The following is a 21,031-nucleotide window of genomic DNA, read 5'->3' as shown; positions in this document are numbered from 1 at the left end:
AACTCTGTTAACTCATACGAAGCAGTGAATCTGAAGATTTATCCATTTCTTCAGCTGTGCTCATCATCTTGACTTGCATTTCAAACTGACGTTGTAAGTCAATCAATGCGGTCATTTCACCTACGGCATTCACGTTACTGCCTTCTATCGCTCCCGTCTGGAGACTAACAGTCGCGTCTGCTTCGTAAGGTTGGTTTGGAGTTTTATGGCGAAATAAGCCATTGGTGTCTTTAAACAAGCTTTGATCATTAGGCTTAACGAGCTTAATGCGATCAACCGCTTGGAATTCTTCTGCCGGGGCACCTTGAGGAAGTACAGAGATGGTGCCATCCCGACCGATTTCAATTTTGGAGAGAGGGATAGGCAAAGTAATCGGCGCGTCGTTTTCACCCAGCACCAAATGACCACTTGCGTTGGTAAGCATGCCATTTTGATCGACTTTTAGGTTGCCGTTACGGGTCAACCCTTCTTTCCCTGTATGATCGAGTACCGATATCCAACCGCTGCCTTCAATCGTCACATCCAGATCACGCCCTGTTGTAATCACGCTACCTTGAGCAAAGTTATGCCCTGGACGCTCTGTCATGCTGAACACACGTGAAGGATGGCCTTCACCATAAGCCTGCATTGAGCGAGCCTGTGCTAAATCAGCCCGAAATCCGGTCGTGCTTACGTTAGCCAAGTTATTAGCGCGCAATTGTAGTGCCTGCATATTTTGCTTGGCGCCACTCATTGCGAGAAACAGTGCGCGATCCATAAATTACTCCAAAAAATCTCTCTGTACACGGAGTAAAAAGCAATAGTTATGCCAAAATAAAAATAGACTTACTAATCAATATCTTGAATTAATAACAAACTATTAAAAGAGGTCAATAGAGGCAGAAAACTGTAACGAGAGGCAAGGTTTTGATCCATACGGCGGCAACAGCGGCAAATCGTAGATCAAAGCATGCTTAGCCTGAGTGAGGTGTATTCAGGCTAAGCATCAGATGAATGTCATGATGAAAATGAACAAAGCGGTAATTACTAAGAAGCAATCACACGCCATTGCTTACTCAAGCAGAGTATCGAATGACCCAGCTAGTGCTCTAGCGGATCTGTAAGATATTCTGTTGTAGTTGGTTGTGTACTTCTAGCGAACGTGAGTTTGCTTGGAAGTTACGCTGAGCAGAGATCAGGTCCACCAACTCCTGAGTCATATCAATGTTTGATTGCTCTAGCATACCGTTGTTGATAGTACCGAAAGAGCCTTTGTTTGATTCACCCCAGATCTTGTCACCAGAGAACTGCGTTGAATCCCATTGAGTGCCGCCTTTCTTATCCAGACCTTGCTCGTTTGGAACACGTACGAGAGCAACACGACCCAATGTAACGTTTTCACCGTTTGAGTAAGTCCCCAATACGCTGCCGTTTTCATCGAAGTCAACTTTGGTTAGGAAGCCCGTTGTTGCACCGTCTTCGTCAAACTTAGTCAGTTCGAACGGAGCCGCAAACTGTGTTGCTGAGCCTAAGCCGAAGTTAAGCGTCTGCGCAGGATCAGCACCATTCATATCGACTGGTGTCGTGTTCGTCGCCGGATCGCCCAGAGCCACAGAAGTGATTGGCTGACCATTGTTCAAGCTCGCCAACGTACCATCGTTGTTGAACTTCATGGTATGCCCCACATGACCTGTTGGCGTTTGCGCATCACCAGCCGCAACATTTAAAGGCTTTTCACCTTCTTTATCTGTCACGGTGTAGTAAGTGTTCCATGTATTTGGCTGAGTCTGATCTTTCAAGTAATACGTCGTTAGCTTGTAAGACTGACCCATCGAGTCATAAATTGTCGAAGAGGTTGAACGGTTGTATGTATCTGGGTCTGAAAAATCAAACTGCGTTGGATCTTTCAAATCGCCGTTCGCTGGCAAGTTCACACCCACTTCAATGTTTGCTGTTTGTTTTGGCTTACCAAATTCAGCAGGAATATTGATGGGTTGTGGCTCGTATGAAGAAACCTCACCAGAGCTTGGATCCACTTGGTAACCTAATAAGAACTCATCGTTCGCGGTCACCATGTAGTTTTCTTTATTTAAATGGAATGCACCATTACGTGTCAGTTCATTCTGTTGTGGAGTCAGACGCTCCTTCGCCACGGCGAAGAAACCTGTCCCCGAAACACGCAGATCCATTGGGTTGTTGGTGTAAATGCTTGAGCCTTCATGGAACTGCTGCGCCACTTGGCTTGCTTGCGCACCACCACCCGGCGTGGTTTTTGCGTTAGTAAATAAAGAGTTAGAGTAAACATCAGCAAACTCAGCACGGGATTCTTTAAAGCCGTACGTGTTGGCGTTCGCAATGTTGTTACTGGTGGTGTTCAAATCCAGTTGGGCGGCGGACAAACCGCTTAAAGATACATATGACATTCCAAAATCTCCTAATCTAGCGAGCTATGACTACGCTTTGCCGACTTCCAATACTTCTGCAAGTCGAACTGGCGATTCAAAACCAGCCAGATTGAGTAATACGTTTCCGTCACCTTTGCCAAGCAATACGCTGTTTACGTTGGCATACGTCGATACTGGGAACTCTTGCGACTCCCCTTCAACTAAGCCAGACGCTTTCACTTTGTATTTGCCAGCTGGCAGTGGATTTCCGCTTTCATCTTTACCGTCCCAAAGCACACGCGTGTCGCCGGCTGGTTTCGCCCCTACCTCAAAGGTACGAACCAGTTGGCCAGCTTCATCCTCTACACGAACAAACAGATTATCGATAGATTGTGAAAGCTTAACCATTGCCGCCATTGGAGCGTCGTCCTGCTTCACACCTGCTGCTCCTGGGACCAATACGTCACGCCCTACCAAAGAGGAAGCTTGTAACGCTTGATTTGATGTCATTGACGAATTCAAACTCTCAAACTGAGTGTTCATCTTGCCAATGCCATCAACGGTCGCAAATGAAGCCATTTGCGCAATCATCTGGTCATTACTTACCGGCTTAAAAGGGTCTTGCTGAGACAGTTGCTTCGTGAGTAATGATAAGAAGTCTTCCTGTTTTAGGTCCTGCTTACCCGTGCTCTCTTCCGCTTTCTTGTTACTCTCTTGTAGACTTTTAAGCTGGTCGATATAGGACAAGCCGCTTTGACCAACGTTGTTAATTCCGGCCATACGCTACCCCCTTATCCTTATTGACCCATCTGCAGCGTACGCAGCAGCATTTGTTTACTAGAATCAGCGACCTGTACATTAGTTTGGTATGCACGAGAAGCTGAAATCATGTTTGCCATTTCTTCCATTACATTGACGTTAGGCTTGTAAATGTAGCCTTCTTCGTTTGCAAGGGGATGGTCTGGGTTGTACTCCGCACTCAGCGGTTTATCACTTTCTACAATACCCATCACTTTCACTGGCACCGTATCACCGCCACGCATGGCGTTACTTAACTCTGCACCAAACACGGCATGACGCGCTTTGTAAGTGTCTTTCGCAGAGCTGCTGACACTGTCGGCGTTCGCCAAGTTGCTTGAGGTAGTATTCAGACGAACGGATTCAGCGCTCATTGCGGAACCTGTCACATTGAAAACGTTAAATAAGCTCATCTAAATTATTCCCCTTTGATTGCTTTGGTTAAGTTCTTGAATTTGCTGCCTAGAAAGTCGAGTGATGCTTGGTGTCTGATTTGGTTTTGCATAAACAAGTTACGCTCTAAATCCAAGTCTACCGTGTTGCCATCTCCCGTATCTGGTTGCGTAGGAAGACGATATAACTTGTCCCCAATCAACGTCGTAGTGGCAGGAATATGCCGACCATCTGTGCGACTAAGACCAATGCTTGCCCCAGATGTTGCCGCTTGCAATTCCTTCGCAAAGTCTAAACCTCTTGCTTTGTAACCAGGCGTGTTTGCTTGTGCGATGTTGGTGGAAATCACCTCTGCATTGCGCTCACGTACGCCCACCGTGTGCTGGTGGATGCCTAGTGCATTGTCAAAAGATATAGCCATGTTTGCCTCTACAATTAAGAACTGACCGTGATTGATAACCAAAAAGCAATTAGCATGCCAAAACCTAAAGCATTACACCAACCTAGTGGTTACCGTGAATTGAAATAGCAATAAGTGAGCCAAAGTAACTGGAATGTCATGTCGTATCACTTTGCTCACTTAATAAAGATACACCGTGTTGAGGGCACAAGGCAAAAACGCGCTTCAACTAATTGAGTGATACATGAAGCGCTCGGCGCAGAAAGGTAACAAACAAAAAAGCCTGACACGAAGTCAGGCTTTTCTATCAATGAAGAGATACCGCTATTTAAGCTTGTAAATGATGCCCGGATTACAGCGCACCATTTCAAATTTATCAGTCAGACCAGTTAGCGACTCTGATGCCCCTAACAGCAAGTAGCCACCAGGGTTTAAACTGCTCGCCATTTGGTTAAGCACTTTAGATTTCATTTCTGGAGAAAAGTAAATCAATACGTTACGACAGAAAATGATGTCGAACTTACCCATCAGTGCGTAACTGTCCATCAAGTTTTGTGGACGAAAGTTCACCAAACGCTTGACGTTATCTTTGACTTTCATGCGACCACCGTCCGCATTTTCAAAGAAGGTGCGACGACGTTCTGGTGAAAGCCCGCGACCCAAAGCCAAGTTGTCGTACACCCCTGCACGACACATCTCGAGCATACTTGCCGAAATATCTGTGGCTGTAATGGACACGTTTGGTAACAAGCCCGGCTTGCGCTGTTGCGTTTCCAGGATCGTCATTGCAATAGAATACGGTTCTTGGCCCGATGAACTGGCAGCAGACCAGATCTTAATTGGGCGCTTGCTTGCCGCTACTTCTGGCAATAATTTGTCAGCTAAAACCGTGAACGGATAAGTATCTCGAAACCACAAGGTTTCGTTAGTCGTCATCGCATCCACAGCGGCGACTCGTAATTCTCGATTACGCCCTGTAACAACATCACGTAGCAAATCTGATAACGATGCGAGCTTAAACTTCGTCACTAAAGGACTCAGTCGGCTACGCACGAGGTATTGCTTGCTATCACCTAACACGATGCCACATTGCGATTCTAGAAAACGGCTAAAGTCACGATACTCTTGATCACTGATTGTAATAGCAGTCATTAATGTCTCTTTTATTGTGTTAATGCAGATTTAACCGCGTTACCCAACTCATCTGGGTTAAATTTCGCAATGAAGGTGTTGGCACCTACACGCTCAACCATAGCTTGGTTGAATACACCACTTAATGAAGAATGGAGGATAACATAAAGGTCTTTCAAATCGGCATGTCTGCGAATTTCAGCCGTTAAGGTATAGCCGTCCATTTCTGGCATTTCAATATCGGAAATAACCAACGAAATTTGATCGTAGATATTGCCTTCTTGAGCCATTTCAATCAACTTATTGTACGCTTCTTTGCCGTCTTTGACAGATACGACCTCAAAACCGATGGATGTAATCGCACGCTCTACCTGTTTACGCGCGACCGTCGAGTCATCAGCAATCAGTATGCGGCGTACAATAGGCTTTTCTTGTTCTGCTTGTGCGATTTCTTCGCCAATAGCGGAATCCATCGTTTCATCAACTGGCGCAATTTCTGCCAGGATTTTTTCAACGTCAAGGATTTCAACCAGCTCATTGTCAATGTTTGTAACGGCAGTCAAGTAGTGCGCTTTACCTGCGCCGTCTGGCGGTGGCAAAATCGCTTCCCAATGCATATTGATAATACGCTCAACCGATGATACCAAAAATGCTTGGATCGTACGGTTAAATTCTGCAATAACAACAAAACATTTATCTAAATCAGTGGTTGGGCGGCCACCAATTGCCAGGCTCAAATCAATAACGGACACGGTATGGCCGCGGATATGAGCGATACCTTTAACCAGAGGGTGTAGATTTGGCATTGAAGTCAGCTTAGGGCACTGTAGTACTTCTTTCACTTTGAATACGTTAATGCCGTAGCGCTGTCGGCCCATCAGTCGAAAGGTCAATAATTCCAATCGGTTCTGACCGACGAGTTGCGTACGCTGATTCACCGAGTCAAGAATCCCCGTCATATGCTCATCTCCATCTCAAACTTTTTGTTTTTAAATGATACTCTACCACTGGCAAGCACGATACCAGGGAGACAGTATGGCGTATTTCACTTTCACTTCGACACCATTGACTATGACAATATGTAGAGCGCTAATTACAAAGTACGCTAAGTCTATCGGCATTTTGCTCAGTATGTTTAGCTTTTTTGTTCATTCAGCTTCAGATAATCAGATCGAGCAAATAAAAACAGCAGCAGAACAACATATTCTTGCTACGGTCGATCAGCCTGATGGTGGCGAGCTATCTGTTAATGCGGCAGAGATCGACTCGAGAATAAAAGCAACGGATTGCCCTGTTCCGTTAGATACATCTGCCTCTTCCACCAGCAGCACGAGAAGTAACATCAATGTGTTAGTGGAATGCCAACCGGATGACTGGAAAGTCTATGTCCCTGTGAGGATCTCGGTATCAGTACCAATGATCGTCGCTACACGAACACTAGGGAGAGGAGAAATCGTCAGCGCATCGGATGTTACCACTTCCATGATCGAGCTACAGCGCTTTCGTAAAGATGGATTTTCTAGCTACGATCAAGTGGTTGGGGCAAAGCTAAAGCGTAATGTTCGCTTAGGCGATGTCGTAGAGAGAAATGATGTTTGTGTGGTATGCCGAAATGAAAAGGTCATTATCAAAGCGGTGAATTCTGGCATGACGATCACAACGCAAGGCACAGCATTGCAGGATGGTTCAGCTGGCGATCAAGTAAGAGTGAAAAATGATAAGTCGCAACGTATAATAGAAGGCATAGTGACTGACATTGCGGAAATCACTGTTAATTTTTAATACCCACTGGTAGCGTGTTTAAACTGATCAATAAAAATGCAAAAAATGACTAAAGTTATTTTTGCGCTGGTCGATAGTCTGGATACCAGTATTACGATACAAGGCAAAGGTTAAACATGGCAGGTATAGATAATATACGTTCAGGGCAAATGATGACGACAACAAGTCGCGCACCTGCACGTAACGATTCCAATGCTACCAGCACGACAGAATCAAAAAAGGCGCCAGCGCAACAAGACGCAGTATCACTCAGCCAGCAAAGTAAAGCCGTCAGTAAACTCCAGAAGGATATGGCAGCTTCTCCGGCATATGACAGCGCCAAAGTTGCAGCAATCAAAGAAGCTATCACAAACGGTTCATACAAAGTCGATCCTGAAAAATTGGCTGACAACATGATTAAGTTTGAAAACGAATTGCAAGGCAAAAGCTAACTGACTTAGGCCGAAGGTAAGTATTTTATGGCAGCATTAGTCGATCTCATTAATTTCCAGCTAGAAAATGCTAAGGCACTTTCCGCTGTTTTACGCCAAGAAACACAAGCAATAACGGCGCGTGTCTCTACCGAGATTGAGAACATTGCCAAACAGAAGATGACGCTCATTGATCAGCTCAGAACAACTGATCAGCGAATCGCCTCTCACCCGCACGTCAATCAACTTACTGAAGATGAGCACCTAAGTCAGGTTGTTGCTCAAATCCAATCGATCGTCCTCGACTGTCAACAAGTTAACCAAGTAAATGGCGAATCGCTTAGTCGCGCACAGCTGAGCTTCAATAAACTCAACAACATGCTCCAGCGAACTCATGGCAAAGTTGGCATGACCTACAATGCGGGCGGAAAAACCCACACCATCTCGACGCTTGGCACCAATATAAAAGCTTAAACGTCACTCCTACCCTCAATTCCCGCGCTCACGTAGATATAAAAAAGCGACTCATTGTTACCAATCAGCCGCTCAAAAAGATTATCTGTCTAGTGAAATGGTTTAAAACAAAGTTTGCTGACGCTTCTCAGGCACTTGCTGAACTTCTCCGTAATCACGTAGCTTATCCATTTTACGGATATCCAGACGCAGCTCAGTCACATAACTGTCTTCAACAAGATAACTACGCACAACTTCTGCACCACGAATTACACCATCGACGGCACCAGTGGTGCTTTCAATACCCAAACGCTGGTCTTGCAGCTCTGCACGTCCACTAACACGCATGCCATAAACTTGCTCTGCTAGCTCACGATAAGCATCAATTTTTGATGCGCGCATTGCTCGTACACGCTTTTCTTCTACTGTGCGGCCTGTTTGCTCACTGACGCTAGCGTAGCCCACCGCCACTAAGATTTCATCTTGACGCATCTGTTGTAATGGCTGACACCCAACCAATATCAGTGTGGCAACAATAAATAATAACTTCTTCATGCTTCTATCCTATGGACGGAGAATCACAGTGTACGGCTGACGAATGGTAGGGTCAGAACGAATCAACACACCATCTTGTGTGCGGATGCTATTTAACGTATCTAAGTCACGCCCAATACGGTCAGCCGGAAGGAAACCTTGCGCTGTCGCTACAACTACACGGCTTTGCATGCCAACCACGCGTGCATTGACAAGCACTCCGCCCTCTTGGCGCAACATTGTTCCGGTCAGTACATACTGAATTTGCTGCTCTTGAGCTAAATCTTGCCAATCACGACTTAAAGCAAAATCGCCCTGCTGCGTCACTTGAATAGAGCCCGTAGTTTTGAAATCAACCACTTTAAACCCTCGGCGCTGAAACTGATGGATAAAACCTTCAGAGACCGAGTTACCTAACCAGTTTGTTGCATCCATATTTTGTAGATCAACAAACGAGGTAATCGCAATCGGTGTCCGCGCTGATACTGCCACATTAGAAACCATCAGGTCTTCTGTCATGCTCTCAATGAAAAAGTCCATCGTATGACGCGGACTATCCATCAGCATGAACTGGCTTCCCGAGTAAGGTTCTTTACCATTGTAAATCGGTGAGTACGCGCACGATGTCAGAAGCGTCATCATCGATGCGGCGACAAGCCACTTTTTCATGGTTTGATTCTCCAGATAATCTTAGGTGATACCGTTCTTTATTAATTCCTTTCCAAGAAAGTGAATATTGGAACAGTCTTTGCTTTTCTTTGTTTGCCTAACGAAGAAAAACCCACCAAACTTCACTGAATTTGTTAAAGCAATATTTATACCCGAACGGTTGTAACCAATGAAAAAAATATTAAACAGTCTGTTTTCAATCACTTTAGTGATGCTTGTGCCTTTTAAGGTAATGGCATCTTGGTATGAAGTCACAGGCGTTGCCACCATCGTTTCTTCAGAAGAGACGGCAAGGCTCCATGCGTTGGAAGACGCGCTGTTCAAAGCCGTCAATTTTTCGGGCGCAGATATTGGCAGTATTAGCAACTTGATGCCGCTATTAGAAGAAAGTCGCAACGAATACCAGTTTACCAATCATGAAGTCCGTTACATTTTGGTGGAGTCTGAACGCAAACGTCGCGGTAAAGTCGAGGTAAAAATCCGCGTTGATATTTATCCATCGGCAACGGGTTGCCACACCGATCAATACAAAAAGACAATGCTGGTCGGCAATATTGAGGTCGCATCACCACAACAAGCAGTGATGGGACAAATTTATCAAGTTGGTGACGATTTTAGCCACGTAGTGAACCGTCAACTTGATCAAACCTCACGCAGCTTTGTGTCTGTTGGTACAACGGACTATTCAATAAGCAGCAACTATCCTGCTCGCACTCAAATGATCGCGCAAGACAATGGCGCACAATACATCATTGGAGGGGTCATTACCGATCTCACTGCAACGGTCGAATCTCAACTATTGCAAGATGACATCATCAATCGTCAGTTTGCGTTAGAAATGAAAGTATTTGATGGTAAAACTGGCCATGAAATCTTCAACAAAGCCTACCGTGAGGTCGCGCGTTGGCCATTTGCTAAGACGAGTCAAGTGGACACTCGTAGTGCACGTTTTTGGGCATCGACCTATGGCGAGATGATGCTTCGCGTTAGTCGCAATATTATGTTGGATCTGGAGTCGGAGCTATCTTGCAAAATTACACTGCCAGAGGTTGTGGCAGTCTTCGGTAATACCGTAACGATGGATCTCGGCCGTATGCACGGCGTAAAAGAGGGAGACAAATTGCAGCTTTGGCACACCGCGTCGTTTATCGACCAAAATGGATTGCCAAGAAACAAAGTCTCGCAAAGCGAAATTACATTAACGGTATCACGCATATACGAACACGAAGCGGAACTGACGATTGATCAGCCAAATTTAGCATCTAGCGTTCAAATTGGCGACGTAATGAACAAGATCCTATAAAAGCAAACATTAAGTCTTGAGATATGCTCACTTTTGAATATTATAGGCAGCGCATCTTATTTGATTATACCAATGACCGTAGCGAATCGTTCAACGTGATGCTGATACAGATCTAAGTAGATTGCTAGATTTGAACTCAGTAAAACAGTGCAATGAACTGCAACTATTGGTATTACGCCCCCATGGCACAGCTGGATAGCGCAGTCCCCTCCTAAGGGACAGGTCGTAGGTTCGAATCCTACTGGGGGCGCCATATCATAGCCTTAGCTCCCACTTGAGCTAAGGCTTTTTTGTATCTTCAATTTCAAGCCTCGCACTGCTCCCCCTAGTACATCGTGTTAGGTAATCTTCCCAGTAATCAATATGATCGGATCAGGTGTTTCGGTTACGGGATAAAGCCTTCTACTGATCTGACTTCTTCCCCTTGAAATCATTTCAACAAGCCCTATTTACAGTTTTGTATTTTATTACTTTAATTATCTATGAGTTTTGCTTACCCTTTTAGCTATTAATAAAATTATTAGTTAGCACTATGTCTAAGAGCAATTTAATAACTAACACTGGACACCGCTTTATTTCTAAAGGCAAGACAGCCTTTAAGATACATATCCATACCCCCGAGGATACGGTACTACACCGCTCGGTTGGATTTGTTCGTATTGGAGAAAAGAAAGGCTTACAAAAAGCCATTAAGCTGAGAAACGAGTTAGGCCGGCAAATGTGGGGCAAATTCTGGCGACGTCTTTTGAAAGACCCTTACCTAATGACCAGGCTTCCACATAGCGTTGAGCCTAAAATCGTTCACAAGCCTAACCCTACTCTTGAAAACCCTGACAACCGAGATACGTGTTACATCGCCAAGTGGCGAGAGTTCAATGATGACGGTGAGTATAAATATAAAACGGTGGTTCGCTCTATTAGTAAGTACGGCAAACTTGCCGCCTACATGCAAACCAAAAAAGCGTTGTTAGAAGCACATAAAGATAACTTGAAGATCCTGACATTTATGGGGCGTTTAAACAGCATTGATCTTAAATAATACCTGGCCACTTTGAACATTTCAGTCAGTTTTTAAAGAGAAATAAAAAGCCCCAAAGAGCGAACTCTTTGGGGCTTTCAGCTTCAGTCTTCTATACTACGGTCGAATAGGAGCTTATTGCTGAACTTGGTATTCAAATTCTGGAACAACGACTTCTACGCGACGGTTTTGTTGACGACCTTCACGAGTGTCGTTTGAAGCGATTGGGTTGTTTTCACCTTCGCCACGAGCTTGGATACGTGATGAATCAATACCTTTTTCAACGAGTGCGTTAGCAACAGACTCAGCGCGTTTCTCAGAAACTTTTAGGTTGTAAGCTGCTGGGCCAGACGTATCTGTGTAACCTACAACTTCAACGTTCGCTTGTGGGTGCTCGTTTAGGAAAGCAACTAGGTTATCAAGTTTTGCAGCGCTCTCTGGTTTTAGAGTTGTGCTGTTTAGATCGAAGCTACCAGTGCCGATTGTTTGAGTTTCGAATGTTTTCGTTACAACTACTGGCTCTTCTACCACTTCTTCTACAACCACTTCTTCAACAACAACTGGCTCTTCTACGATTACTGGCTCATCGTTGCCGCCGAATTTGAAAGAAACACCTAGTGTTGCAGTGTTACCTGTCGCACGAGTTACATCGTTGCTGATGTCAGTCAGTGTTTGGTATTCCGCACGAGCTGTTACGTTTTGGCTTAGGTTGAATTCAAGACCAGCCGCGCCTAGGTAAGAGTAATCATCTTTGCCATCAAACATTACGTAAGCGCCACCCACTTTACCGTAAAGTGCGATGTCTTCAGTGATTGGTAGGCTAAATTTAGGAGCAAGAGTGATTGCTTCTACGTGGCCACCGAAAGAAGTTTGGTTAAAATCACCGATGTTGTCGAAACCCGCTTCTACTGCGAAGTATTTATTCATTTCGTAACCAACAAAAGCGCCAAGAGTAGAATCGTCTTTGTCACAAGCCTGGCCCGCTACACACGCGTCTTCCATCCATGACTTACCCATCTTACCACCAACGTATACTTCTGCTTGTGCTGCTGAAGCCATAAGTAGAGACGCTGAAATTACCGCTGCTAATTTTTTCATTATTGATTCCTCTAAAGAAGTTCTTTTGTTAGATGCCGAAATGCGCCGTCTGACTGACGTTGTATTTCAATTCTTTTTATTCATTCCTTGAGTGAGATACTTAGTCAGCTTCTTTTTATGCACATGCATTTTTTTTATGGAAGCAACTTACGTACATTTCCTGTTCAGTGATACATATCGCCATCTCGGTATCGCTGACGGGATGAACTATAACGCTAAGAAATCGCGAGAAAAATCCCAATTCTGTCAATTTATTGTCATCAAAAATCTCGACAACATGTGATCTTAAGCAAAAAAATCCCCACGTAATCACGACACAAACGTTTGCTTTATTTTTTGAAACAACATAGCTAAAGCAAAGGTTTTTCTTAAAAATGAGACAAACAAAATGGAACTTTAAGGAACATGGATAAAAATCAATCAGATACTTGATATATAATCGATCGTTTTTTATTCATGCCAACGATATTTGGATTAAAAAATCTTATCCATATTGAGGTAAATTACAGGTGAAACCATCTCTTCATTCACCAATATGAGAGAAAGTTTCTCGTTATCTAAATTGAAGATACAAAAAAGCCGCGGTTGCTCACCGCGGCTTTGTGACTATTTATTCAAAAGAACGTTCAGTTCAAAGCAATTATGCGTTTGCTTCACGCTCAGCAATGAACTCAAGCGCCATCTTAATGCGAGCAATACAACGCTCTTTTCCAACCAGCTCCATTACTGCATCGACAGAAGGAGACTGACCGCCTCCTGTTACAGCAACACGTAATGGCATACCGATTTTGCCCATGCCGATTTCCAACTCTTCACATACTGCTGCGATAACGCCATCTTTGATGTTCGCTGTCGTCCACTCAGTTAGTGCTTCCACTTTCGCTAATGCAAGTTCTAGAGGCTCTTTAGCCACGCCACGTAGGTGTTTCTTCGCTGCGCCCGCTTCAAACTCAGAGAAATCTTCATAGAAGTAACGGATTTGCTCAGCTAGCTCAACTAGTGTGTTGCAACGCTCACCCACCAGCTTGATCACGTCAGTAATAGCAGGACCATTCGTTACGTCTAGTTTTTGTTGGTCTAGATGCCATTGTAGATGCTCAGCAACGTACGCAGGATCTGAGTTCTTGATGTAGTGGTTGTTCAACCATTGCAGTTTGTCAGTGTTAAAAGCAGACGCTGACTTAGATACTGCGTTTAGGCTAAATAGATTGATCATCTCTTCTTGAGAGAAGATTTCTTGGTCACCATGAGACCAACCAAGGCGCACTAGGTAGTTGTTTAGTGCCGCAGGCAGGTAGCCCATATCGCGGTATTGCATGACTGATACAGCGCCGTGACGTTTAGACAGTTTCGCGCCGTCATCACCCAGGATCATTGCACAGTGTGCAAATGTAGGTACTGGCGCACCTAGTGCTTCGTAGATGTTGATTTGACGAGGGGTGTTGTTGATGTGGTCTTCGCCACGAACAACGTGAGTGATACCCATGTCCCAGTCATCCACTACTACACAGAAGTTGTAAGTAGGTGAACCGTCAGTACGACGAATGATTAGGTCATCCATTTGATCGTTGCGGATTTCAATGCGACCACGGATTTGATCATCAAATACTACGCTGCCTTCTTTCGGGTTACGGAAACGGATAACACATGGATCGCCATCTTTTGCCGCTTCGTTTGCTGCTTTGATTTTTGGATGGTTAGCATCGTAGCGAGGCATTTCTTTATTTGCTTCTTGCTCTGCACGGATTTCATCTAGCAGCTCTTTAGACGCGTAACATTTGTAAGCTTTGTCTTCAGCAAGAAGCTTATCAACCATTTCGTTGTAACGGTCAAAACGTTGAGTTTGGTAGTAAGGACCTTCATCCCACTCCAAGCCTAGCCATTCCATGCCTTCAAGAATTGCATCAACCGCTTCCTGAGAGTTACGCTCAAGGTCTGTATCTTCGATACGTAGAACGAATTCACCACCTTGGTTTTTAGCGTATAGCCAAGAGTAAAGTGCAGTACGCGCACCACCAACGTGTAGATAGCCAGTTGGGCTAGGAGCAAAACGAGTTTTAACCGTCATTTGAGTTCCTTAGGGGTAATGAGCAACGAGAGATCTCTCGTTGTAATGTCAAGGATAAAAGTGGCGACATTTTACCACCGTAAGTCAATTCTACAATCGGTTTGACAACAGAAATAAAAACGGGGCAGAACCAAAAAGGCACAGCCCTGCTATTTACTGTTAAAGCACGAGACGAAATTACTTCAGGTTACGCATTGCCCATTGCATAAATTCTTGCTGCTCTTCACGGCTCAATTCATTAAACGATGCTTTGATTGTTTTGGTTTCCGCTGGAGAAGACGCAATGCTTGCCTTAGTCGATTCTTTATTCATTGCGTTATTATAGTCGGCAACTTCTCGTTCGTAATCACGAAAACCTTGCAAACCACCTTTACGAAGTTGAACCATAGAGAATGCCACTTCTTTTCCGTTTTTGTCTTTCAATACCACTTTAGGATCGAGTTCGAAGGCTCTCGCCTCTTCAATAGTACGGAATGTTTGATAAGTCAGAGAAAGCTCGGTGTCTTTTTCTGCATCAAACTCTAATACCAGCGGCTGCGAATCGAATTTACGGCGCTTTCCATCTTCAAATACGATTTGTCCAACCGTTACCGCTAATTGGTTTTCCCCATCTTTTAACTCGATGCTGTTGTTCTTGGATATCCACTCAGGGTAGACGAACTCGCCGTTGAGAACGCGAGGAACTAATTCAGATTGCAGAGTGAGTTGAGCAGCAAAAGCTGGCGCCGAAAGCATTGCGCAAAGTCCGAGAAGTGTCGTTGTTTTTTTCATCATGGTTTCTCACTTTATACCAATTTAGATAAGCCTCTAAAATTTACAGGCCAGTCATTTCAAAGGCTTATTTGAATAAGTATCAAGATAAAAAGGGCGTTTCCGCCCTTTTAGCTGCTTCTTTAATTAGAAGTAGTATTCAACACCTACAGAGAACTCGTCGTAGTCAGCAGACTTCCAACGTGCTTCTGTTGGTTTATCTAATTGAGACGCACCGTCGCCAAAGTCTAGAGTACGAGCACGTACGTACAGCACTGCCGATGGGTCTACGAAATACATAACTTGTGCTGATAACACATCGTCCGCTGTATCGTTAATTTTCTTACCATCACGCTCTAGATCAAAGTTAGCGGCGTAAGCCAGTTTGTATTGCCAATCACCCGTGGTGTACATGATAGCGGCAGACATTGCATCTTGCTTTTCACTCACACCATTGCTTGCGTCCGCTTCCATGTATTTGTATTGCGCAAAGAAAGAGATCCCGTTATCAAACCAGCCTTGTGCCCCTACCAAGTACGTGTTGTTTTCCCACGTTTGGCTTTCCATCTTGATATTACGGTTACCTTCATATGCCGCATCTAACTGGATAGGACCAATTTTGTAGTGTGCTGCGATACCACCCCAGTAGTCATCCCCTTCACCTAGACCTGCTTTATCACCTGCACCAGCTGCGATATCTAGGGAGAATTTGTCAGCAAACATTGGAGAGTCCCAGCGGATAGTGTTTGATTGACGGTCTTGGTACTTGGCACCACCAATAGCACCACCCCAGTCGTATACATCGCCGAGACCAGGGTTAGATGCTGGCCAGTCAACCAATTCGTACATAGGTGTCAAAACGCGACCCAGACGAATTTGACCCCAAGATGCACTTTCAAAACCGACGAATGTGTCACGTTCACCAAGACCTGCGCCCTCGCCACCAAAGCTAGGGTCTACATAACCGCCTTCGATTTGCCAAATAAAAGTAGGGTCGAAGTTAGCAAATTGTTTTTTACCACGGAAACCGATACGAGATTCGTTGTTTAGCTGCATGCCACCCAAATCATCGTCCGTTGCTTTGCTGCCAGAATCGTAATCGCGGTACGCGGCCTGCATCGCGATGATCCCGTAAACTTCATAAGAAAATGAATCTTTGGTTAGAAACTCTTTTGCTGCGTCACTGTTTGCACCATCAGCAAATGCAGCACCACTGAACATCATGCCGGTAATTGCCGTGGCAAGTAGGCTTTTCTTTAGGTAAGACATTATAAACCCCTATATTTTTAGTTTTTTCCATTTTCAAATTCACTAACTAGGACATGGCAGGAACTTGAAACAGTGTTTGGACGGGGCAAATATGACAAACTTTTTTCGCACTAAAAAACTTTCCCTACAGCAATCTGAGCGACTTCAAAATGAGAAGATCAAAAATAAAATAAATCAATAAAAAACAATTAGTTAACATCAAACATAAAAAATAAAAAACGTTAAAAGTACGTTTTGACACTGAACTGACATTGAGAGCATCTAAAAAACGTGAGCGACTTCATTCATCTTTTAGGTGTTTTAACGGAACTTTATATTCAAAGAGAAAAAACCTTGAGATCACTCGCAAGTAAAATGACCGTGCACTTGTGGGATTCGAGAGATTTTGACGAAATTGTTGTGAGTAGCAAATGGGTATTGACCTTACCCTTGCAGGAAGGTTTAAGCTCATAGCATCACTACTATTGAGGTGCAGATTATGTATCAGTTAGTTATACCTTTATCAGGGCTCAACTGCATGGGCTGTGCGAGAAAAGTTGAGAATGCTTTACATGCGAATCACGATGTGGAGATCCTCAATTTGTCCCCGACGCAAGTAGAGGTCAAAACCGAGTCTTCTCTTAAAGAGCTCGTCTCGTCGATTGAATCTCTTGGTTACCAAGCAGGAAATCACTACGAACTAAACCTTTCAGGCTTAAGCTGTGGCGGCTGCGTCAAAAAACTTTCATCTTTATTAGAATCTAATCAAGACGTTATTTCTTTTGAGGCTTCAACAACGCACTTAGAGATTCGTACCCTCCTCTCCGAGCAACAAGTGATCGACTTAATAGCAACACTCGGCTATACCGCCAACCTTGATTCTGTTGAAGTAGAGAACGAAAGCTCACCAGAGACCGAACAGGTAGAAAAGCAAAGCAATATTAAAGATACGCAGGTGCCACCAGCGAGTATTCAATTGCAAATGCTGATTCAAGGCATGACGTGTGCGAGTTGCGTCTCTTCAGTAGAGAAAGCACTTACTAACGTAGAAGGCGTTGAGAAAGCACAGGTCAACCTCGCAGAACAAAGCGCACTAGTATTCGCAAGCCAAGACTCTGATGACCTCCTTAACGCAATTGTTGAATCGGTAAAACAAGCCGGTTACCAAGCAGAGATCCTACAAGACGCCGCAACCCAGCAAGAAAAGCAAGCACAGCAACAACGTCAGCAACAAAAATGCTTTAAGCTGGATGCTATTGCTGGCCTTGTCGTCGGTGCCCCTTTAATGATTTGGGGCGTTGCTGGCGGCAATATGATGATTCGCAACACCAACGACCAATTAGCTTGGGGCGCGATCGGTATCGTATGTTTACTCCTTCTTGCCACAGCAGGGAAACACTTCTTCAGTAACGCTTGGTTAGCAGCTACTCATAAGCGCGCCACCATGGACACGTTAGTCGCGCTCGGTACTGGCGCAGCGTGGTTCTATTCGATGCTTGTGGTGATTTTCCCAGACTGGTTCCCTCTTGCTTCACGCCACGTGTACTTTGAAGCGAGTGCAATGATCATCGGCTTAATTTCTCTTGGGCACTATATAGAAGCAAAAGCCAAAGCAAACACAACACGTTCCTTACAAGCTCTGATTAACCTGCAACCTCAGCAAGCTACGGTAATCACGGAACAAGGCGACCAACAAATCGCGGTTGAGCAAATCACGCTAGGCATGAAACTGCGTATCAAACCAGGCGAGAAAGTGCCTGTTGATGGTGTTGTGATTCAAGGTGAATCATACATTGATGAGTCGATGCTCACTGGTGAACCAGTACCAGTATTAAAAGCGCAAGAGGCTCAAGTGTCTGCTGGGACATTAAATACCGATGGTGGATTAGTCATTGAGGCAACGGGCATTGGCGCAAATACCACGCTGGCTCGTATCATCCGCATGGTGCGCACAGCGCAAAGCAGTAAGCCAGCCATCGCGAAACTGGCAGACCAGATTTCATCGGTGTTTGTCCCTGTCGTTGTTGGCATAGCAATACTGGCCGCGCTCGTTTGGTTTGCCGTTGGCCCAGAGCCAAAAGCGAGTTATATGCTGGTGGTCACCACAACCGTCCTGATCATCGCCTGCCCTTGCGCTCTAGGCTTAGCAACCCCGCTTTCTGTCACGGTGGGAGTGGGTAAAGCCGCAGAGCTCGGCATTCTGATCAAAGACGCCGACGCCCTGCAATTGGCAAGCAAAGTCGACACGGTTGTGTTCGACAAAACTGGCACGCTTACCCAAGGTAAACCTAGCGTTCAGAAAGTGTTTACTCACGCCACCAGCCAGGAAGATCTATTGGCTTTAGCGTATGCGGCAGAGCGTCAGTCTGAGCACCCACTGGCAAAAGCGGTATGTGATTACGCCAAACGACACGACGCAAAGGATGTCTCATTAGACAAGTTTGAGAACGTTCGCGGGCGCGGCATTTGGGCGACGTATCAAGATAAACCGCTACTCATTGGTTCGCTTCAATTTATGCAAGCAGAGAACGTCGAGACTAGCGCACTAAAATCTGCCATCGATGAATGCGCAAAAAATGCGTGGACTCCGGTAGCTGTGGCATTGAACGGCGAACTGCTCGGTCTGATCGCCATTGCCGACCCGATCAAATCAGATGCGAAACAAGCGCTCTCTGCATTAAAATCGCAAGGCATCAAAACGGTAATGCTGACGGGCGATAACCAACACGTTGCCAATGCTATCGGCCAAGAACTTGGTATTGATGAAGTGATTGCCCAAGTAATGCCAGATGATAAAGCTCAGCACATTGAGCAACTTCAATCTCAAGGACATGTCGTGGCAATGGTGGGGGATGGCATTAACGACGCCCCTGCTCTCGCGTTATCCAACCTAGGTATTGCCATGGGTAGCGGCAGTGATGTCGCCATTGAAAGTTCGCAAATGACCATCCTGAACACGTCACCAATGGCGGTAGTACATGCGATTGAACTCTCTCGCGCTACACTTAAGAACATGAAGCAAAACCTATTTGGTGCCTTTGTTTACAACTCGTTGGGTATTCCAGTTGCCGCTGGTGTGCTTTACCCAGCGTTTGGATTTTTGCTCAGTCCTGTTGTCGCAGGAGCGGCAATGGCACTGTCTTCAATTACTGTCGTTAGTAATGCAAATCGACTACGACTGTTTTCAGTAAAGTAACCACTTCTTTTTGAGGGTATTATGAAGTTGAAACTATTGACCTTTGCAATGCTTGCGACCGTGTCCGCCAACGTATTGGCAGCCGATGTCATTAACCATAAATCGCCATACTGTGGCTGTTGTGGAGAATGGACAAAACACATGGAAGAGAACGGCTTTACGGTCGAAGAAAAATTGCACGATGACATGAACGCCATCAAACGCGATCTAGGCATCAAGAATGAACAGCTTTACTCTTGCCACACGGCAGAGATCAACGGCTATCTGTTTGAAGGTCACATTCCAGCCGAAGACATTAAAGCGTTTTTGAAAAATCCACTACGTAACGCAAAAGGCCTATCAGTACCGGGCATGCCAATGGGCTCCCCTGGTATGGAATATGGCGACAAAAAAGACAGCTACACCGTTTACGCCTTTAACGAAAAAGGACAAGTGTTCGAATATAGCCACCACGAAGGCAACGGCAAATAAAAACAAAGCCCAGCGAGACAAACCGCTGGGCTTTTTCTTAATGGATAGTTAAGACAAATATAAAATTAGAAGCCGTAAGAGGCACCAAATACAAAAGCGTTATTCACTAGGCTGTCACCACTCGCGTTTTCTGCACCGTGTGCTTGACTACGGAACTCAAAGTAAGGTTGAACACCTTTACGAGTCCACGTTGCACGAAGCTCGTGGTCCATGGTTTCCGCTTCAATCATGTAGACGTTGTTGTAGCTTAGCGTCACATCCTCATTCATCACGTAACCGATGCGGTTGTCCATGCGGTAATCTGTATCCGCATCTGCGTCTGTCGCATCAATGTGCGCACGAGTACGGTTACTTAAGGAGATGCCGTTATCGAAGTTGTAACCGATCTTAACCAATGGACGGTACTGTACGTTCTCGCCAGCAGAGAATAGGTGTTGGTAACCCGCGGCAACCCATAAATGATCGGTAATATTAAATGACTGCTCACCACCCACAGTTATTGCTGGTGTTGTGTTACCTGCGCCACCGTTTTCTGTTTCCAGTTTACCCAACTGAATACCATCAAATTCGGTATAAACCGTAAAGCCGCCGAATTGGTTATCAAAAGTATGACCAGCTTCCAGTGTAGACGTAACGTCCGAACCATGAATTCGACCATCATCGTGGAATTGAACATTACCTGTTACGTAAGAAGAACCAGCAAAAGCATTAGAAGCGAAAGCGAGAGAAAGAGCACTCAGTGCAAAAATATTTTTCATAATTACTGCCTTTATTTATTCACGTTATGCGATAGTTTTAGAGGGCATCTCTTCCCTTTTATCGCAAACTTTGGAATGTGCCTCCTTGGCGTTCGCAATATTGTTTTAATTAATTCGCGATGGAAAATAAAACATTTTAAAAAGTGATCTTGTTCAAACCGAAGCTCAACAACCCTGATAAAAACATG

At 44.9% G+C, this 21,031-nt stretch carries 21 protein-coding genes and 1 tRNA gene; 8 read left to right on the top strand and 14 right to left on the bottom strand.

Annotated features, from left to right (window positions below; translation table 11 throughout):
* Positions 1–7 precede the first annotated feature (7 nt).
* From flgF to R7E38_RS21475, 7 genes are all read right to left on the bottom strand, one after another.
* Positions 8–757, bottom strand: a complete 750-nt coding sequence (gene flgF, locus R7E38_RS21505) for a flagellar basal-body rod protein FlgF (RefSeq protein WP_005382031.1) — start codon at positions 755–757, stop codon at positions 8–10.
* Positions 758–1,088: 331 nt separating this feature from the next.
* On the bottom strand, positions 1,089–2,402 hold the full coding sequence (flgE, locus tag R7E38_RS21500) for a flagellar hook protein FlgE (protein WP_005382030.1): 1,314 nt from the start codon (positions 2,400–2,402) through the stop codon (positions 1,089–1,091).
* Between the two features lie 30 nt (positions 2,403–2,432).
* Positions 2,433–3,143, bottom strand: coding sequence for a flagellar hook assembly protein FlgD (flgD, locus tag R7E38_RS21495; protein ID WP_005382029.1), 711 nt, complete (start codon positions 3,141–3,143; stop codon positions 2,433–2,435).
* A gap of 17 nt (positions 3,144–3,160) precedes the next feature.
* Entirely contained in the window at positions 3,161–3,574 is a 414-nt protein-coding gene (flgC, locus tag R7E38_RS21490) for a flagellar basal body rod protein FlgC (RefSeq protein ID WP_005393132.1), read from the bottom strand.
* A gap of 5 nt (positions 3,575–3,579) precedes the next feature.
* Complete coding sequence (gene flgB, locus R7E38_RS21485; RefSeq protein WP_318082090.1) at positions 3,580–3,975, bottom strand: flagellar basal body rod protein FlgB; 396 nt, start codon at positions 3,973–3,975, stop codon at positions 3,580–3,582.
* A 303-nt stretch (positions 3,976–4,278) separates the two neighbouring features.
* On the bottom strand, positions 4,279–5,106 hold the full coding sequence (locus tag R7E38_RS21480; protein ID WP_005382024.1) for a CheR family methyltransferase: 828 nt from the start codon (positions 5,104–5,106) through the stop codon (positions 4,279–4,281).
* An 11-nt stretch (positions 5,107–5,117) separates the two neighbouring features.
* Entirely contained in the window at positions 5,118–6,044 is a 927-nt protein-coding gene (locus R7E38_RS21475) for a chemotaxis protein CheV (protein ID WP_005382022.1), read from the bottom strand.
* 76 nt (positions 6,045–6,120) lie between these two features.
* Here R7E38_RS21475 and flgA point away from each other — a divergent pair, with 76 nt between their 5' ends.
* The 3 genes from flgA (at position 6,121) to R7E38_RS21460 (ending at position 7,751) form a co-directional block, all read left to right on the top strand.
* Positions 6,121–6,867, top strand: coding sequence for a flagellar basal body P-ring formation chaperone FlgA (flgA, locus tag R7E38_RS21470; protein WP_005382020.1), 747 nt, complete (start codon positions 6,121–6,123; stop codon positions 6,865–6,867).
* A gap of 116 nt (positions 6,868–6,983) precedes the next feature.
* Entirely contained in the window at positions 6,984–7,298 is a 315-nt protein-coding gene (gene flgM / locus R7E38_RS21465) for a flagellar biosynthesis anti-sigma factor FlgM (RefSeq protein WP_005382018.1), read from the top strand.
* 27 nt (positions 7,299–7,325) lie between these two features.
* A complete protein-coding gene (locus tag R7E38_RS21460; RefSeq protein WP_213967738.1) occupies positions 7,326–7,751 on the top strand; it encodes a flagella synthesis protein FlgN in 426 nt (141 codons plus the stop codon).
* A 102-nt stretch (positions 7,752–7,853) separates the two neighbouring features.
* Here the strand turns inward: R7E38_RS21460 and flgP are convergent, their stop codons facing one another.
* Both flgP and R7E38_RS21450 read right to left on the bottom strand, forming a co-directional pair.
* Complete coding sequence (gene flgP / locus R7E38_RS21455) at positions 7,854–8,285, bottom strand: flagellar assembly lipoprotein FlgP (protein ID WP_005382014.1); 432 nt, start codon at positions 8,283–8,285, stop codon at positions 7,854–7,856.
* Between the two features lie 9 nt (positions 8,286–8,294).
* Positions 8,295–8,933 carry a FlgO family outer membrane protein gene (locus R7E38_RS21450; protein WP_005382013.1) on the bottom strand — a complete coding sequence of 213 codons (639 nt, stop codon included), beginning with the start codon at positions 8,931–8,933 and terminating at the stop codon, positions 8,295–8,297.
* Between the two features lie 169 nt (positions 8,934–9,102).
* Between R7E38_RS21450 and R7E38_RS21445 the strand changes: the two genes are divergently transcribed.
* The 3 genes from R7E38_RS21445 (at position 9,103) to R7E38_RS21435 (ending at position 11,275) form a co-directional block, all read left to right on the top strand.
* Positions 9,103–10,236 carry a flagellar assembly protein FlgT gene (locus tag R7E38_RS21445; RefSeq protein ID WP_005382012.1) on the top strand — a complete coding sequence of 378 codons (1,134 nt, stop codon included), beginning with the start codon at positions 9,103–9,105 and terminating at the stop codon, positions 10,234–10,236.
* A 176-nt stretch (positions 10,237–10,412) separates the two neighbouring features.
* A tRNA-Arg gene (locus R7E38_RS21440) sits at positions 10,413–10,489 on the top strand.
* Positions 10,490–10,768: 279 nt separating this feature from the next.
* A complete protein-coding gene (locus R7E38_RS21435; RefSeq protein ID WP_226084097.1) occupies positions 10,769–11,275 on the top strand; it encodes a Fe3+-citrate ABC transporter substrate-binding protein in 507 nt (168 codons plus the stop codon).
* Between the two features lie 114 nt (positions 11,276–11,389).
* Here R7E38_RS21435 and R7E38_RS21430 read toward each other — a convergent pair whose 3' ends face one another.
* From R7E38_RS21430 to chiP, 4 genes are all read right to left on the bottom strand, one after another.
* Positions 11,390–12,352: an OmpA family protein gene (locus R7E38_RS21430; protein WP_005382010.1), complete on the bottom strand. Its 963-nt coding sequence runs from the start codon at positions 12,350–12,352 to the stop codon at positions 11,390–11,392.
* 640 nt (positions 12,353–12,992) lie between these two features.
* Entirely contained in the window at positions 12,993–14,420 is a 1,428-nt protein-coding gene (gene gltX, locus R7E38_RS21425; RefSeq protein WP_005384075.1) for a glutamate--tRNA ligase, read from the bottom strand.
* Between the two features lie 177 nt (positions 14,421–14,597).
* Positions 14,598–15,194 carry a DUF2057 domain-containing protein gene (locus R7E38_RS21420; protein ID WP_005382008.1) on the bottom strand — a complete coding sequence of 199 codons (597 nt, stop codon included), beginning with the start codon at positions 15,192–15,194 and terminating at the stop codon, positions 14,598–14,600.
* A 123-nt stretch (positions 15,195–15,317) separates the two neighbouring features.
* Positions 15,318–16,439: a chitoporin gene (chiP, locus tag R7E38_RS21415; RefSeq protein WP_005382007.1), complete on the bottom strand. Its 1,122-nt coding sequence runs from the start codon at positions 16,437–16,439 to the stop codon at positions 15,318–15,320.
* A gap of 478 nt (positions 16,440–16,917) precedes the next feature.
* Between chiP and R7E38_RS21410 the strand changes: the two genes are divergently transcribed.
* Both R7E38_RS21410 and R7E38_RS21405 read left to right on the top strand, forming a co-directional pair.
* Positions 16,918–19,614 (top strand): heavy metal translocating P-type ATPase, encoded by a 2,697-nt coding sequence (locus R7E38_RS21410; protein WP_226084099.1) that lies wholly within the window; start codon positions 16,918–16,920, stop codon positions 19,612–19,614.
* Positions 19,615–19,635: 21 nt separating this feature from the next.
* Positions 19,636–20,085, top strand: coding sequence for a DUF411 domain-containing protein (locus R7E38_RS21405; protein WP_017819980.1), 450 nt, complete (start codon positions 19,636–19,638; stop codon positions 20,083–20,085).
* A gap of 65 nt (positions 20,086–20,150) precedes the next feature.
* On the opposite strand, the gene R7E38_RS21400 is transcribed toward R7E38_RS21405, so the two are convergent.
* Positions 20,151–20,843, bottom strand: coding sequence for an oligogalacturonate-specific porin KdgM family protein (locus R7E38_RS21400; RefSeq protein WP_017819981.1), 693 nt, complete (start codon positions 20,841–20,843; stop codon positions 20,151–20,153).
* Positions 20,844–21,031: the final 188 nt, after the last annotated feature.

It is taken from the genome of Vibrio sp. Vb2131 (assembly GCF_033338535.1).
Lineage (GTDB): Bacteria > Pseudomonadota > Gammaproteobacteria > Enterobacterales > Vibrionaceae > Vibrio > Vibrio alginolyticus.
This window is presented reverse-complemented; position numbering and strand designations above follow the sequence as displayed.